Annotated in this window: 11 protein-coding genes and 2 pseudogenes (1 of these 13 only partly in view); 12 read left to right on the forward strand and 1 reads right to left on the reverse strand. The window is 58.9% G+C overall.

Features of this window, described 5'->3' with window-relative positions:
- Window positions 1–21: 21 nt before the first annotated feature.
- A complete protein-coding gene (spoVG, locus tag Q2B33_RS07190) occupies window positions 22–294 on the forward strand; it encodes a septation regulator SpoVG (protein WP_296460989.1) in 273 nt (90 codons plus the stop codon).
- A gap of 128 nt (window positions 295–422) precedes the next feature.
- Here spoVG and Q2B33_RS07195 read toward each other — a convergent pair whose 3' ends face one another.
- Entirely contained in the window at window positions 423–1,985 is a 1,563-nt protein-coding gene (locus Q2B33_RS07195; protein WP_300563668.1) for an ATP-binding cassette domain-containing protein, read from the reverse strand.
- A gap of 443 nt (window positions 1,986–2,428) precedes the next feature.
- On the opposite strand from Q2B33_RS07195, the gene Q2B33_RS07200 reads away from it, so the two are divergent.
- The 11 genes and pseudogenes from Q2B33_RS07200 to Q2B33_RS07250 form a co-directional block, all read left to right on the forward strand.
- Window positions 2,429–2,749, forward strand: coding sequence for a hypothetical protein (locus tag Q2B33_RS07200; protein WP_300563666.1), 321 nt, complete (start codon window positions 2,429–2,431; stop codon window positions 2,747–2,749).
- Window positions 2,750–2,787: 38 nt separating this feature from the next.
- Complete coding sequence (locus tag Q2B33_RS07205) at window positions 2,788–3,327, forward strand: NUDIX domain-containing protein (RefSeq protein ID WP_300563664.1); 540 nt, start codon at window positions 2,788–2,790, stop codon at window positions 3,325–3,327.
- 76 nt (window positions 3,328–3,403) lie between these two features.
- A pseudogene (gene pth / locus Q2B33_RS07210) lies at window positions 3,404–3,973 on the forward strand (aminoacyl-tRNA hydrolase); the annotation flags it as partial.
- 140 nt (window positions 3,974–4,113) lie between these two features.
- Entirely contained in the window at window positions 4,114–4,404 is a 291-nt protein-coding gene (locus tag Q2B33_RS07215) for a hypothetical protein (protein WP_300563662.1), read from the forward strand.
- A 24-nt stretch (window positions 4,405–4,428) separates the two neighbouring features.
- Window positions 4,429–4,602, forward strand: a complete 174-nt coding sequence (locus tag Q2B33_RS07220) for a hypothetical protein (protein ID WP_300563660.1) — start codon at window positions 4,429–4,431, stop codon at window positions 4,600–4,602.
- 9 nt (window positions 4,603–4,611) lie between these two features.
- Window positions 4,612–8,304 carry a transcription-repair coupling factor gene (mfd, locus tag Q2B33_RS07225; protein WP_300563658.1) on the forward strand — a complete coding sequence of 1,231 codons (3,693 nt, stop codon included), beginning with the start codon at window positions 4,612–4,614 and terminating at the stop codon, window positions 8,302–8,304.
- A gap of 487 nt (window positions 8,305–8,791) precedes the next feature.
- Complete coding sequence (locus tag Q2B33_RS07230; RefSeq protein WP_296477659.1) at window positions 8,792–9,493, forward strand: LytTR family DNA-binding domain-containing protein; 702 nt, start codon at window positions 8,792–8,794, stop codon at window positions 9,491–9,493.
- Window positions 9,494–9,527: 34 nt separating this feature from the next.
- Window positions 9,528–11,132, forward strand: a complete 1,605-nt coding sequence (locus Q2B33_RS07235; protein WP_300563653.1) for a sensor histidine kinase — start codon at window positions 9,528–9,530, stop codon at window positions 11,130–11,132.
- A gap of 263 nt (window positions 11,133–11,395) precedes the next feature.
- Window positions 11,396–12,373: a hypothetical protein gene (locus Q2B33_RS07240; RefSeq protein WP_300888953.1), complete on the forward strand. Its 978-nt coding sequence runs from the start codon at window positions 11,396–11,398 to the stop codon at window positions 12,371–12,373.
- 198 nt (window positions 12,374–12,571) lie between these two features.
- Window positions 12,572–14,449: an ABC transporter ATP-binding protein gene (locus Q2B33_RS07245; RefSeq protein ID WP_300563649.1), complete on the forward strand. Its 1,878-nt coding sequence runs from the start codon at window positions 12,572–12,574 to the stop codon at window positions 14,447–14,449.
- Window positions 14,446–15,865: pseudogene (locus tag Q2B33_RS07250) on the forward strand (ABC transporter ATP-binding protein); it runs 344 nt beyond the window's last position. Before Q2B33_RS07245 ends, Q2B33_RS07250 begins: the two are co-directional and overlap by 4 nt.

Here is a 15,865-nt window from a genome sequence, read left to right on the forward strand (position 1 = left end):
CGGATAAGGGGGTTTTAAAGGATGCAGGTTACAGATGTTCGCGTTCGCAAGATTGCGAAGGAAGGCAGGATGAAGGCAATTGTCTCGATCACCCTGGACGAGGAGTTCGTGGTGCATGACATCAAGGTGATAGAGGGCGACAAGGGCCTGTTCATCGCAATGCCCAGCAAGAGGACGGCAGACGGGGAATACAAGGATATTGCCCATCCCATCAATGCCTCCGCAAGGGAAGCCATCCAGGAGGTGATCCTGGAGAGCTACAGGAGGGCTTTGGAGGAGCCGGACGGGGAGTGAGATGTGACATCATAGGAAGACAGACAGTGAAATCCCCCAAGGGGCTGCCGTTTAGAGCGGCAGCCCCTTTGTACTATAGCGTTATATGCCATGGCAATTTGTGTCTGCCAGGGGTCTGTGGGGGCGGCTCAATGGGGTTCACGGAGAAGGGAGGAATCTTTCAGGAGCCCTTCTTCCGTGAGCCGGTATACCTTGTCGCAGACCTCCGTCAGGTACTTCCTGTCATGGGAGATGCTGATGACGGCCCCGGGGAATTCCGCCAGCATCCGCCGGATCACCGGGGCGGACAGGGCGGAGAAGTTCCGCGTAGGCTCGTCCAGAATCAGCACATTGGCCCCGGACAGGCTCATCTTCAACAGCAGCACCTTGGCCTTCTGGCCTCCGGAGAGCTCCGCGATCGGATGATCCATCTCGTCGAAGGTGTATTTCAGGGAGCCCAGGAAAGTCCGGATCTGGGTCAGCTCCTCCTTGTCCCCGGTCCGGGCCAGGTAGTCCACGGGATTCGTTTCCAGGTTCAGCAGATCCTCGTAATTCTGGGGCATGTAGGCCGCGTGGATGTCCGTCCGGGCCAAGAGCTCTTCGGCAATCATGCGCAGCAGCGTGGTCTTGCCCGCGCCGTTGTGGCCGATGATGCCGATTTTTTCAGAGCCGCGGACGTGCAGGGAGACATCCTTCGCAAGGATTCTTGCGCCGTCCGGCGTCCGCAGGCAGGGCAGGCTGTAGTCGATGACGGTCTTGCCCGCGGGGATGGCGGCATCCTTTTCGCCGAGCTTGAAGAAGATGGCGGACTCCTCCTCGGGCATCTGGGTCATGTCCTCGTCCTGGCGCTCGAAGCGGCGCTCCATGCTCTTCACGGCCTTCATCTTCTTTTTCAGGAGCCTTCCCTTGCCGGGAGCCTGCCTGCTGACGGTATTCAGCCGGTGCTCCACGCTCTGCTCGATTCGCCGGTATTTCTCGTCCCGGATTTCCTTCTCCCTGCGCTCGCTGGCCGCCTGTCTGGCCTGCTTCTCAAATTTGTCCTCCCGCTCCTGCCTGTACTGCAGATAGGGCATATGGGACACCGTGTACCGGCTTACGGTTTTACGGCGGATCTGCTCGATGTGGATCACCATGTTGGCCGTGCGCTCTATCAGGGTCTCGTCGTGGGAGATGTAGAGCACTACCCCCTGCCAGTTCAGAATCATTTCCTCCAGCCATTGCAGCGTGCCGATGTCCAGGTCGTTGGAGGGCTCGTCCAGCAGGAGCACGGTGGGCTGGGACATCAGGAGCCGCATCATCTGGGCCTTCACCTTCTCGCCGCCGGACAGGCTGTCCATTGGCTGGTCGCTGTAGAAGAAGTCCTGTGGCAGATGGAAGCTGCCTGCAAGCTGCCCCAGCTCCCGGGGGGTCTGCTCGAAGAAGGACGGGTCTTCCGCGAAGAATTCGTAGAGGGTCTTCGCAGCGTCCTTCTTCTGTAACTCCTGGGGCAGATAGGCCAGGCGCTCCCCGGCGGCAATCCGCTCCCCGGCGGCCTCGGCATAGGGTTCTATCAGCTCCGGATCGTAGATCCATTTCAACAGCGTGGACTTGCCGTTGCCCTCCTCACCGATGACGACAGCCTTGTCTCCCTGGTTCAGCACGAAGGAGAAATCCTGCAGGATCATTCGCAGGTCTTTTTTATGGGTGATGCTTAGGTTCTTTATCTGTAGCATTATGGCCTCCTGTTCCGAAAACCTGCCGGCCTGTCTGTAGGGCCGAAACAAAAGCCGTTCGCAAGGGAAGCCTGTTCGCATGCTGTTCCCATAGGGGGATACGCCTGAAACGGAAATAGGGGAAATTCCGGCATGATACGGCATGATCTGGCATAGAAAAAAGGCTTCCAGAATAGGAGCGATAACGGATTCGGCATATGCAAACAGGCCTGTGTCACAGGCTTCCGCAAAAATTTGTCTGCTTTTTCCGAATTCTGTTATCGACTACTCATTCCTTCACCTTTTACCGAGTGGTACCTTTCTGATTATTGATATCTAGCATACCACATCGGCACTGGAATTTCAATAAAATATTCGTAAATTTTATCTATGTGAATATTTGGTGAATATTTTAAGGATATTTTACTGATTTTACAGAATTGCATATATCGGCAGGAAGCTGAATGAGGAGGCAGACAGGGCCGTGGCGGAGAGTGACAAAATTTGTGCCATATATTCTGATAGGAATGGATATTCTGAAGGATTTCGACTTCCGTTGTGGAGAGAGTGAATGGAATGGGGAATATCTGTTCCTGGGATGTTTAAAAGAGAATATAAATTCGGACTATTTGAATGAGTTGCATAAATATTTCGGATACATAAGCCCATTGCGAACGGATATAATTTTAGAATGGTTTTGGGACAATCCCCGGCATGGAGCGTGCCGGGGATTTTTTAGATTATCTGCCATTTCGCTTTACAACTGCCCGCCATGGTATGTATAATAATAGGCGATTAAAAACAAAACCGACAGGAGCAGCCTATGGAAATCTGGGACGCCTATGACAGGCAGGGAGCAAAGACAGGGACGGATCTGATACGCGGGGAAAAGATTGGAGAGGGCCTCTACCACCTGGTCTGCGAGGTGGTGGTGAGGCATGCGGACGGGGAATATCTCCTGCTGCAGAGGGACTTCAGGAAGGAGGCCTACCCCGGCTTCGAGGAGATTGGCGCGGGAGGAAGCGCCCTGAAGGGGGAGACGCCCCTGCAGGGTGCCGTCAGGGAGCTTCGGGAGGAGAGCGGGATAGAGGCCGGGGAGCTGGAGGAGCTGTACCGCATCGTGAGCGACAGAAGCCATGCCATCCACCACGGCTACCTGTGCGTCACGGACGCGCCGAAGGATTCCATCGTGCTGCAGGAGGGCGAGACCATTGGCTATCGCTGGATAGGCAGGGAAGAGCTGATTGCCTTTTTCGACTCGGACGCATGCATTTTGGCTCAGAGGGAGAGACTGAAGGAGTATATGGATTCCATCCGGTCCAGCGCCGGTTCAATGGTGGCGGTGCCATCGAAAGAGACATGACGGGAAGCGAGAAGGCTTTCCGGCGGATTTGATGCAGGGACAGGCCGGGCGCGCGGCCAGAGGACAGGAGACAGATATGTATATTATTGTAGGGCTGGGGAACCCCGGCAGGGAATACGAGGGCACACGGCACAACGTGGGCTTTCTGGTGCTGGATAAGCTGGCGGCGAAGGAGAACATCTCCATTCTGGAGAAGAAGCACAAGGCCATCATCGGCAAGGGCATGGCAGCGGGGCAGAAGTGCGTCCTGGCCAAGCCCCAGACTTATATGAACCTAAGCGGCGAGTGCGTCAGGCAGCTGATCGACTTCTACAAGGTGGACGAGACCGCGGAGCTGATTGTCATCTCCGACGACGTGAGCCTGGAGGTGGGGCAGATCCGCATCCGCAAGAAGGGCAGCGCAGGCGGCCACAACGGCCTGAAGAACATCATCGCCCATCTGGGCCACGATTCCTTTATCCGGGTGAAGATGGGCGTGGGAGAGAAGCCCGCTGGCTGGGACCTGGTGGACTATGTGCTGGGGCGGTTCCCGCCGAAGGACAGGGAGGCCATGGACGAGGCGGCAGCCCGGGCGGCGGATGCCATCCGGACGATTATCGCGGAGGGGCCGGATGCTGCCATGAACCGGTTCAATACCGTGAAGAAGCCGGCGAAAGATTCGAAAAAGCCGAAAGAGCTGAAAAAGCGGGGAGAGCCTGAGCAGGAAGCCCGGAAGCCGGAGGAACCCGCGTCCCCCGGTGAGCCTGCGGCGGGAGCAAAGTGCCGGGATATGGGGGCTTAGTCCATATGTTTGATAAATATTCATTGGTGCAAAGGCTTCAGGAGCTTCCTTTTTCGAAAGAGGAATACTGGGTAGTTGCCGGAGGCGCTATGGTTCTGCATGGGTTTCGCTTACAAACACAGGATATTGATTTGGGATGCAGTACATCTCTGGCAGACAGACTGGAGCAGCAGGGGTACGCGGTCACGTACTGTGAAGATGGAACTAGAAAAATCCTATATAAACGGCATTTAATTCTTGCCAGTCGCATAGCGCAGCCAGTCATGCCGTTTATCCGGTTTTTGGGCAAGATTTAATCGCTGCATATATATTCTGAGGATGTGGAGATTTTTGAAAACTGGATTGAGGGGACAGTGGAAATAATGAACGGTGTTCCTGTTGTATGCGTAGAAGGACTGATACGGATGAAAAAGAAGCTGGGCAGAGAGAAAGATTTAGCAGATATTGTATTAATGGAAAAGGCAAAGAAGGTTGCAAAGGCAGCAAAGATTTAGGAGGACGCAATGCAGGCATTACTGGCGCCGCTGCAGGAGCTGGCGGAATACGGCAATATCAGGGAGGCCATCCGGAAAGGTCTGGGCATCACCGCCCTCACCGGCTGTGTGGACTCCCAGAAGCTGCATATGATCTACGGGCTGGGCGATGGCTTCCGCATCAAGGTCATCGTCACTTACAGCGACCTGAAGGCAAAGGAGCTCTTTGAGGAATACCGGTTTTATGACAGGAATGTCATGTTATACCCCGCCAAAGACCTGATCTTCTTCCAGGCGGACATCCACGGCAACCAGCTGGTGAAGGAAAGGGTCAAGGTGCTGCGCAGGCTCATGGAGAAGAAGCCCGTGACCATCGTCACCACCTACGCGGCCCTCATGTCCCCCCAGGTCATGTGGGACGCGGACAGGGACGTCATCGATGTGTACAAGGGCAGCACCCTGGAGGAGAGCGCCCTGAGCAGACGGCTGGTGGACATGGGCTATGAGAAGAGCTACCAGGTGGAGAGCCCTGGCCAGTTCTCCGTCCGGGGCGGCATCATCGACATCTTCGACCTCACCGAGGAGAACCCCTACCGCATCGAGCTGTGGGGGGACGAGGTGGAGTCCATCCGCAGCTTCGACATCTTAAGCCAGCGCTCCATCGAGAACCTGGAGGGAGTCTCCGTCTTCCCCGCCACGGAGTTCGTGCTGGAGGAGGAGCGGATTCGTGCGGGGGTCAAAAAGCTGGAGGCCGAGAGCGCCAAGCAGCAGAAAATCTTCCGGGACGCTTTCCAGACCGAGGAAGCCCACCGCATCGCCACCCAGGTAAAGGAGCTGAAGGAGCAGCTCCTGGAATTCAAGGCTAAGGTGAACCTGGAGGGATACATCCGGTATTTCTACGAGGATACCATGACCCTGCCGGAGCTCCTGGTGCGGATTGCCCGGGGCGGCCCTGTCCCGGGAGAGGGCTCCGGGCAGGCGGTAGGCGGTGCCACAGGCGCGGCAGGCGGGAAGCAGACGGTCGGCGGTGCTCCGGGCGCGGCAGGCGGTAGGCTGAACAGAGGCGGCAGAGCGGCTGCGGGGAATGCCGGGCCGGTGTATTTCATAGACGAACCTAACCGTGTGAAGGAGCAGGCGGATGCCATAGAGCTGGAGTTCTCCGAGAGCATGCGCCAGCGGGCCCAGAAGGGCTACATCCTGCCCGGCCAGATGAACGTCCTCTACAGCGGGGAGCAGGTGGCGGCCAATCTCTTAAAGGGCAGCGTGGTCACCCTGTCCACCATGGAGGCAAAGGGGTATTTCAAGCCCGACCGGAAGATGGACGTGGCCGCCAGGAACGTGGCCCCCTACAACAACAGCTTCGAGGCTTTGGTGCGGGATCTGAAGATGTTCCGCAGAAACGGCTACCGTGTCCTGCTGCTGTCCGGCTCCCGTACCAGGGCAAAGCGCCTGGCGGAGGACCTGCGGGATCAGGAGCTCACCGCCATCTACACAGAAGATCCCCTGCGGGAGGTCCAGGCCGGGGAGGTGGTGACCTATTACGGCCATGTAGACAAGGGCTTCGAGTACCCTCTGCTGAAATTCGTGGTGCTCTCCGAGACGGACATCTTCGGCGCGGAGAAAAAGAAGAAGCGCGCCAAGCGGCTCTACGAGGGCCAGAAGATCAAGGACTTCAATGAGCTGAAGGTGGGGGACTACGTGGTCCACGAAAGCCACGGCTTAGGTGTCTACCAGGGCATCGAGAAGGTGGAGATGGAGGGCGTGGTCAAGGACTACATCAAGATAGAGTACCGGGACGGCGGCAACCTCTACGTGCTGGCCACCGGCTTGGACGTGATTCAGAAATACGCCTCCGCCGATGCCAAGAAGCCGAAGCTCAACAAGCTGGGCTCCAAGGAATGGGAGCGCACCAAGACCAAGGTCCGCAGCGCGGTGAGCGAGGTGGCCACGGATCTGGTGCAGCTCTACGCCCTGCGCCAGCAGAGCCAGGGTCATGCCTATGAAAAGGATACCGTCTGGCAGCGGGAGTTCGAGGAGATGTTCCCGTTTGAGGAGACGGAGGATCAGCTGGCGGCCATCGCGGACACAAAGTCCGACATGGAGAGCGGCAAAATCATGGATCGCCTCATCTGCGGGGACGTGGGCTACGGCAAGACCGAAATCGCCATCCGGGCGGCCTTCAAGGCCGTTCAGGAGGGCAAGCAAGTGGTGTACCTTGTCCCTACCACCATCCTGGCCCAACAGCACCACACTACCTTTGTCCAGCGCATGAAGGACTATCCCATCCGTATAGAGCTCATGAGCCGCTTCCGCACCCCGGGGGAGATCAAGAAGACCGTCACTGATCTCCAGAAGGGCCTGGTGGACATCGTGATCGGCACCCACAGGGTACTGTCCGGCGACGTGAAGTTCAAGGACTTAGGGCTCCTGATCATAGACGAGGAGCAGCGCTTCGGCGTGACCCACAAGGAGAAGATCAAGAAGCTCAAGGAGGACGTGGACGTGCTGACCCTCACCGCCACCCCCATCCCCAGGACGCTGCACATGAGCCTGATCGGCATACGGGACATGAGCGTGCTGGAGGAGCCTCCGGGGGACCGCCAGCCCATCCAGACCTTCGTGTGCGAATACAACGAGGAGCTGGTGCGGGAGGCCGTCTCCAGGGAGCTGGCCAGGGGCGGGCAGGTGTACTATGTGTACAACCGGGTGAACAACATCGCGGACGTCACCGCCCAGTTGGCGGCGCTGCTGCCCGAGGCCAACGTGTCCTACGCCCACGGCCAGATGAAGGAGAGCGAGCTGGAGCGGATCATGTTCGACTTTATCGGCGGGGAGATCGACGTGCTGGTGTCCACCACCATCATCGAGACCGGGCTGGACATCTCCAACGTGAACACCATGATCATCCACGATTCCGATAACTTAGGCCTGTCCCAGCTCTACCAGCTGCGGGGCCGGGTGGGCCGTTCCAACCGCACCGCCTACGCCTTTTTGATGTACAGGCGGGACAAGATGCTGAAGGAGGTGGCGGAGAAGCGCCTTTCCGCCATCCGGGAGTTCACCGACTTAGGCAGCGGCTTCAAGATCGCCATGCGGGACCTGGAAATCCGGGGGGCGGGGAACCTCCTGGGGGTGCGCCAGCACGGGCATATGGAGGCGGTGGGGTACGACCTGTACTGCAAGATGCTCAACGAGGCCGTGCAGGGCCTAAAGGGGGGGAAGGTGGCCCAGGACTTCGCCACGGTGATCGACCTGGACGTGGACGCTTTCATCCCGCCCACCTATATCGTCAACGAGGTGCAGAAGCTGGACATCTACAAGCGGATCGCCGGCATCGAGAACGAGAAGGAGCGGGACGACATGCGGGACGAGCTGCTGGACCGCTTCGGGGAGATTCCCAAATCCGTGGACAACCTGCTGCGCATCGCCCTGATCCGGGTGGCGGCCCACAAGCTGTATATGACGGACATCAAGGGCAAGAACGAGAAGATTACGTTCCTCTTCCGCCCGGACGCGGAGGTGAACCCGGCGAAGATACCGGAAGTCCTGCGCAAGTTCGGCCCGAGCCTGTCCTTTACAGCCTATGGGAAGCCCTCTTTTACCTATAAATATAAGAAGACAGGGCTGATGGAAAAGGACGCGGAGCTTTTGATGGCGTGGACGGAGGGGTTCCTGAAGGAGGCGGAAGTGTTCCTGGAGGACGTGCCGGAGGCTGTGCCATAGCATGGCTGAAGCGGATACAGGGGCGCGGATCCGCCGGGGCTTTGCCTGAATCCCGGGACTGAGCGATGAAAATCCGGTAGAAATCCGGTAGAAATCCGGTAGAAATCGAAGCCCTGGTGTTTTGAGGGAGTTTTATGACCCTCAAAAAATGTTACCTTTTATCCAGAACAGCGGATGAGAGCTGATTTTGGACAGGAGGTAATCTGATGAAAGGATATAATACTTCGGAGGGATACATGGGACTGGTGAACGGGAGGTATGTCCTCTTTGCCAGCGAGGCGGATTACAGGGAGTATCTGGAGGATTGAGGAAAGCGCAGATAAAAGGTAGGGGCGTGTCTGAATATTTGGACGCGCCCCAGCCTTTTGCATCGAACCTGCAGGCCATGGCTGTCGCGTCAGATGCTTCGGCGGAAGATAATGGATGATTTTTTGCAGGATATGCCCTATAATGGGAGAAGAATCATGCAGTAGGAGTAGATGGAAGGATGAGGATAGCAATCTGTGACGATGAGGCGGTTTTTCGGACATATCTCAGGGACATTCTGGTAAAGGACAGCTTCGCTAGGGGGACGGACATCCAGGTGGCGGAGTATGCCGACGGGGAGGCGCTTTTAGCGGCCCTGGAAGCGCCGGATGACTATGCGGATGTGGTATTCCTTGACATCCGCATGCCCGGGATGGACGGGCTGGAGACGGCCAGGGCCCTGCGGCAGAGAGGGGAGAAGTGCATAATCGTCTTCCTGACCAGCCTTTCGGAATATGCCAGGAAGGGGTATGAGGTCAGGGCGTTCCGGTATCTGCTGAAGGAGGAGGCGGAGCGGGAGCTTTCCCGGGTGATGGAGGACTGCGGCAGGGAGCTGGGGGAGGCATGTTGGTTTTCCTTTGCGCAGGGGCATCAGACCTGCAGGGTCCCCAGGGAGGATATCCTCTATTTCGAGAGCAGGAAGCGGGTGGTAGTGCTGCACACCGGCAGGGAGAGCCATGCTTTTTACCGGAAGCTGGACGAGCTGGAGCGGGAGCTGGAGGGCGGCGGGTTCCTGCGGTGCCACAAAAGCTACCTGGTGCAGGAGCGGTATGTGCGCGGCTGGAAGGGGAGGAGCCTGTGGCTGGAGGACGGGACGGAGGTTCCCATAAGCCGGGGGTATGAGAAGGAAGTGAACCGCAGGCTGATGCTGCGGAAAGGGTAGCGAGGGACTGGCAGAGGAGAAGGGGGTGGTGCGGATGGCGGAATTCGATATGGTGAACGGGATATTGCTGACAGGGAACCTGGTGATTTGGGTCGCCCTGTGTCTGCGCCGAGGGGAAAGCGCTGTATGGGGCAGGATGGGGGCTTTGAGAACGAAGGCGGCAGGGGCAAAAGGGGCGGCAGGGACATTGCCGCACGGAGGAGGCAACGGGGCGCAGGGAGACAGGGGAATCGGCAGGGGTGCCGGAAATGGGAGACTGGCAGCGCCGGAGGCACGTTTTGCGGAATCCCTTGTGGGATTCCTGGAATTTGCCGTCTATGGGGCAGGGATGATACGGATGGCGGATTTGATTCTGCAGGGAATCGCGGGGCCGGGAGGGGAGAGCGGGGCGCTGTTTGCGGTCAGGGTGCTGCTGGCGGAGAGCATGCTGCTCTTGTTCCCGCTTTGGAGGATGCTGCATCGGTGGAAGGCGGAGGAGGACGGCGCAGGGATGCGCGGAGCGTGGGACGGCTGTGGGGGGAACGGAGGGATTCCCTCCGCGGGGAAGCCGTGGGGCGAAAAGCGGCCTGATTGGAATCGGCCCGGCACTATGGGGGCCGCGGCCGGATTCTGGCAGGGCTGGAGGGACGCCCTGTTGGAAGAGGGGCAGGGCATCCTTGGGATGCTGCTGCTCTTGGGGCTGACGCTGCGGGGGTGGCGGGAGCAGGATTTGGTCAGGGCGTTCGGCGCGCAGGCATGGATGCTCCTTTTGTTTTTCTGCTATGGGTATCTGGGGAGACGGCGGAGGATGCGGGATCTGGCGGGGCTATGTGGAGAGGCTGGTGTAGGCGCAATGGAGTCCTGGGCGCAGGGATGGGGCGGAAGCGTCATGGGGCCGCTGGAGGGCTATGGCGGAAGCGCCACAGGAATTCCGGCAGGAGGTTATGGCAGGAATGCCATGGAGCCACCAATGCAGGGCCGGGGCGGGAAAGGCGATAGAGGGATGCCCGGGGATTCTGCCGGGAATGCCGACCGGGCCCGGCAGATGGAATATCTGAGGAACGTGGAGGAGCAGTACCAGCGCACCAGGGAGCTGTGGCATGATTTGAAGAACCATATCAAGGTGCTGGAAATCCTGGCCCAGGAGGAGCGTTTCGGGGAGCTTGCGGACTACCTGGACAGCTTCCGGCGGGATGTGGAGCGGCGGATGATTCCTGCCAGGACGGGCTGCGCCCCGGTGGATGCTTTGCTGGGAGATAAGCTCTATCTCGCGGGGAGGCAGGGCACGGAGCTGTCCCTGCAGCTGTGCCAGCTGTCGCAGACAGGGATAGAGGCGGTGGACTTCTGTGTGATTCTGGGGAACCTCCTGGACAATGCCCTGGAGGCCTGCGCCCGGTTGGACGGGCAGGGGCGGATTGGGCTGCGCATGCGGCGGGAGGAGGAATTCTACTATATTACGGTAGTGAACACCTCCGTGGAACCCCGTCGGGAAGGGATAAGCTACGTCTCCGGGAAGCGAGGCCGGGACAACGGCGTAGGGCACGGCCTGGGACTGCGCAGCGCGGAGCGCCTGGCCCACAGATACGGCGGGCTGCTGGCGACGGACTACAGCGAAGGGGAGTTCCGGGTGGTGGTGCGGCTGCAGGATGCCGGCAGATGATGTGTTTTTGTTGGGAGTCTGTCAACTGATGAATGAAAAAACATGAGAAATGATACGAAAAAAAATACAAAATTAATATTTGACAATTCCTCTCTTCTGTATTATGATAATTGTGTCAACATTTTTCTGTGAAGAGTGCGAATCGCACGTTCAGGCAGTTTCTGCCGGATTTATTCACATGCACTGGCAGGGACAGCCTATGGGTCACGTATGTCCTCTGCCGTATCATTTTCAGAAAGAGAGGATACCACATGAAGCCCAGGATGGAATTCGTACCACGAAAGAAACGGCGCTTCCGGCTGCCGCTACGGCGGTTCATTGCTAACCGCAACGTAAAAGACAGGCTCTTCTGCTACATCTTCGAGCGGGACAGGGAAGCCCTGTTGCAGCTGTACAACGCGCTGAACCACACGGACTACCGCGATGCCCATGCGTTGCAGATCGTCACCCTGGACAATGTGGTCTACATGTCCATGAAGAACGACATGGCCTTTCTCCTGGCCGGAGCCCTGAACCTGTATGAGCATCAGAGCACATTCTCCCCGAATCTTCCGCTGCGGTTCCTGCTCTATATCGCCGCGGAATATGAGAGCCTGGTGGCAAGGGCGAAAGCCAATATTTACGGGCAGACGTTGATTCCGCTTCCCTCGCCCCAGTGCGTGGTGTTCTATAACGGGGACGATGCCATGCCAGATGAGCAGTACCTGCGGCTGACAGATGCCTTTCCGGACATGCGGGAAGCCGGACTCCCACCCTGCCTGGAGCTGAAGGTCCGGATGCTGAACATCAACTATGGCCATAACAGCGGGCTGACCGCGGGCTGCAGGCGGCTGGAGGAGTATTCCCGTTTTGTGGCCTGCATCAAGGCATACCGTCAGGGTGGCAGCTCTGTGAGCCAGGCCATCGAAGATGCGGTAACATATTGTATTGACCATGGCATCATGGAAGATATTTTATTGCCCTTTCGGGCGGAGGTGACTAAAATGCTGCTAACCGAATATAATGAGAAGAAATATATGCGCTTGTTCCGGAAAGAGGCCCGGGAGGAGGGGCTGCGGGAAGGCAGGGAAGAAGGCCGGGATCACCTGATTAATACCATGCTTCAAAATGGAGCGTCTCCTGAGCTTCTCTCAGAATTAACAGGTCTGTCGCTTTCGGAGATTAGCGACATATCACAGAATAAAAAGGGCCAGTTCGGTTTCCCCCAGGAGGCGAAGGGCACAGAGAAGGAATATAGATAAGGATTGAGGCGTATGCTTGCGGACTGCGCTGCGGCGGGGCGGATAAATTCCGGCCTCGCTATTTTGGTACCTATTTTCCTGTCAATATCTGCCAGTGTGCAGAAAGTGACGGGAAGCCTGCAAAAAGTGACAGGAATGCCCCGGAGGCCCGGCAAGATGCTATAATGTTCTTGACTGAAATTCCTAGGAGGGAACATCATGAAGATAATAAGGAACTGCGCCCTGGCCCTGGGGCTGACGGTAAGATACGCGCCCTGGAACGCTTTTCTGTACATTCTGGTATGCCTGATACCGGGGCTCTTCGGCGGGCTCCGGGTGGTGCTGGTGCAGAGGCTGGTGGACGGCGGCGTGCATTTCGGGGCCACGGGGCAGGGGGTGGAGAGGCTCATGGCCACAGGCAGCGCTTTGGTGGCCACATTGCTTGTGTGGTTCGTCATGGAGAGGCTCCAGGGATATGAGGACAAGGTCCTGGAAATCCGGCTGATCGGGAAGATGGGGCCGGACATCATGGAGAAGCTGGACGGGCTGGAGTACGCCGCTTTCGAGTCACAGGAGGTGCAGGGCATCCTCCAGCGGATCGGCGGGGAGCCCTGGGAGAACGTGAAGAGCTGCTTTGGCGGAAGCGTGCGCACGGTGCAGACGCTCCTGTCCATTTTCATCATGCTGGGGGTCTATGCCTCGGTGTCCCCCTGGATTGGGGCGGGCATCTTCCTGCTGGCAGTCCCCATGCTGGCCCTGAACTTCCAGGCAACCAGGCGGCTCCATGCCCTGATACGGGATACCACTGCCTCGGAGCGCAGGCTGGAGGATCTGAAGCGCCTGATGCAGAATCCGGACGCCATGTACGAGATGAAGGTATTCGGAAGCCAGGAGCTGATGGCGGAGAAATGGCGGCGCTTTGCCGGGGGCGTGGAGGCGGAGACCAGAAAGGCAGGGGGCAGGGTGCTGGCCCTGGAGGGCGGCAGCAGGTTCCTGAACATCACCTATTTCATCTTTATCATCATCACCTTATCGCATCTGTTCCTGCAGGGAAGGGTCACCGTGGGGCAGTTCGCGGCAGTGGCGGGCTCCCTGCATTCCATTACGGGGCAGATGCTGAACGCCGCCTGGACGGTGTCGGACACTTTCCGGAGCGCCCTGGACGTGGCGTATTACAGAGAGTTCTTAAGGCTCCCCCAGCGCAGGGACAGGCGCGATGTAGACGCGCTGGCCCATGGGGACATCGCTTTCGAGAACGTGAGCTTCACCTATCCGGGCACGGACAGGCAGGTGCTGAAGAATGTGACGTTCCGCATCAAGGCAGGAGAGCGGGTGGCCTTTGCCGGGGAGAACGGGGCCGGGAAGTCCACTCTGGTAAAACTGCTCTGCGGCCTGTATGAGCCGGACGCGGGGCGGGTGCTCATGGGAGGCGTGGACGTGCGGGACCTGTCCGAGCCTCTGCGGAGGAAGTGCCTGTCCGTGGTGTTCCAGGATTTTCAGGAGTATGAGCTGACCCTGCGGGAAAATGTGGCCCTGGGGGACATCCCGGCGCTCTCCCAGGACGGGCGGATCAAGGAGGCCCTGGAGCAGGCAGGCGGGGCGCAGCTTATCCGGGAGGGAAAGGGGCTGGAGCAGAGCCTGGGGCATCTGGAGGCGGAGGGCAGGGGGCTGTCCAGGGGGCAGTGGCAGCGGGTGGCCATCGCCAGGGCCTTTCTGGCGGACGCGGCGTTCTGTGTGCTGGACGAGCCCACGGCGGCCTTGGATCCCATCGCCGAGAGCCGCATGTATGAGAACTTCGTCCGGATTTTCCATAAAAACGGCACTATCATCATCTCCCACCGCCTGGCCAGCGCCAGGCTGGCAGACCGCATCCTGGTGCTGGACGGCGGCAGGATCGTCCAGGACGGCAGCCATGAGCAGCTGATGGGGACAGAGGGGCTGTACAGGACGATGTACCTGGCCCAGAGCTCCTGGTATGCGGAGAGCCCGGAGCAGCTACAATCCTGTCCCTGTCCACGGGATACGGCAGGGAAGCGGGCGGAAGCCGGAGGAGCCGGGGAGGGAATCGGTCAGGAAAGGACAGGTGGCAGACTATGAGCGGGATGAGGAAGCATCTGGGATATTTCCGGCAGGCCATGGTGGACATGAACAGGTTCATGCCCTTTCTGCTGTGGGGCAAGCTGCTCACCAGCATCGCGGAGGGCGTGCTGCAGGTGTGGCAGCCTGTCCTGACGGCGGAGATCTTCCAGCTGGCGGCGGAGCTGGACGGCGGAAATATAATTATTTTCAAACGAAAAAACATATATCTGTGCATCTGCATCGCTTTCCCCGCGGTCTGCACCATGCTGCTGCGGGCGGTGGGGCTGTACGGGGAGGGCAGGAAGGAGGGCACCTACGGCTGGAACATGTACGGCTACGCCAGGAGGCTGCGGCTGGAGGCCCTGGAGGAGGCGAAGGTGCTGGACGGCTTCCGGAAGGCGGACGCGGCCTATTCCAGGCATCTGGCCGCCAGCAGGATGTTCTCCTATCTGCTGATGGACGTGGAATCGGCGCTGGTCTGCGTCAGCACTTTCTTCGTGGTGGGCAGCTTTTCCCTATGGCTCCTGCCCGGGGCGGTGCTGGGCGTGCTGCCCCATCTGCTGATCGATGTCCTGAACGAGAAGAGGAGGAGCGGCACCTACAGGGAGCAGTCGGGGAAAAGGAGGAGGCTTCGGTATCTGTGGCAGCTCTTCTGCACCAAGGAGCCTGTGAAGGAGATGCGCACCATGGGCTTCGCCGGGTTCCTGAAGGAGAAATGGGTGGGGGCCAATGTGGAGGTGGTCCGGGAGATGGAGGAGCTGGAGCTGAAGGCCATCAGGCTGTCCGCGGCCGGGGTGATGCTGAAGAATCTGAGCTATGTGGCGAATGTGGCCATCGCATTGCTCTTGATGGTCAGGGGCGGGCTGGCGGTAGGGCAGTTCGCGGCCTGCCTCACGGCTTTCGGCCTGCTGCAGGACAATCTCTCCATGCTCAGCGAATACGTGGCCCGGTTCCTGCAGTCCTGGCACCATGTGGAGGAATACTATGACTTCTTCCGGGCGGAGACGGAGAAGGAGGGGGAGGAGGATTACCGGCCCTTTCAGCGGGAAGTGGAGCTGCGTGGCGTGCATTACCGGTATCCGGGCGGGGACAGGGATGCCCTGGACGGGGTGGACCTGACCATCAGAAAGGGGGAGCATGTGGTCATCGTGGGGGTCAACGGCTCCGGCAAGACCACCCTCTCCAAGGTGCTGACGGGAGCATATGAGGTCTGCTCGGGGGGCGTATATTATGACGGCCGGGACATAGCGGGGATACGGAAAAGCGGGCTTTACCGGGACGTCTCTCTGGTGCCCCAGGACTTCGTGCACTATCATTTCTCCCTGCGGGAGAACATCTGTATCAGCGACTTCACCCGCAGGGAGGACGAGGAGCGCATCCGCGGGGTGGTGCAGGCTGTGGGGATCCAGGAGCTGGTGCAGGGACTGGGAGGCC

Origin of the sequence: uncultured Acetatifactor sp., from assembly GCF_948601915.1 — a bacterium.
Lineage (GTDB): Bacteria > Bacillota > Clostridia > Lachnospirales > Lachnospiraceae > Acetatifactor.

Excerpts from the sequence above, each read along its gene's own strand:
- Q2B33_RS07245 (WP_300563649.1), top strand. The coding sequence starts at position 12,572 with ATGAAGATAATAAGGAACTGCGCCCTGGCCCTGGGGCTGACGGTAAGA.
- spoVG (WP_296460989.1), top strand. The coding sequence starts at position 22 with ATGCAGGTTACAGATGTTCGCGTTCGCAAGATTGCGAAGGAAGGCAGG.
- Q2B33_RS07235 (WP_300563653.1), top strand. The coding sequence starts at position 9,528 with ATGGCGGAATTCGATATGGTGAACGGGATATTGCTGACAGGGAACCTG.
- Q2B33_RS07215 (WP_300563662.1), top strand. The coding sequence starts at position 4,114 with ATGTTTGATAAATATTCATTGGTGCAAAGGCTTCAGGAGCTTCCTTTT.
- Q2B33_RS07205 (WP_300563664.1), top strand. The coding sequence starts at position 2,788 with ATGGAAATCTGGGACGCCTATGACAGGCAGGGAGCAAAGACAGGGACG.
- Q2B33_RS07240 (WP_300888953.1), top strand. The coding sequence starts at position 11,396 with ATGGAATTCGTACCACGAAAGAAACGGCGCTTCCGGCTGCCGCTACGG.
- mfd (WP_300563658.1), top strand. The coding sequence starts at position 4,612 with ATGCAGGCATTACTGGCGCCGCTGCAGGAGCTGGCGGAATACGGCAAT.
- Q2B33_RS07230 (WP_296477659.1), top strand. The coding sequence starts at position 8,792 with ATGAGGATAGCAATCTGTGACGATGAGGCGGTTTTTCGGACATATCTC.
- Q2B33_RS07200 (WP_300563666.1), top strand. The coding sequence starts at position 2,429 with ATGAGGAGGCAGACAGGGCCGTGGCGGAGAGTGACAAAATTTGTGCCA.
- Q2B33_RS07195 (WP_300563668.1), bottom strand. The coding sequence starts at position 1,985 with ATGCTACAGATAAAGAACCTAAGCATCACCCATAAAAAAGACCTGCGA.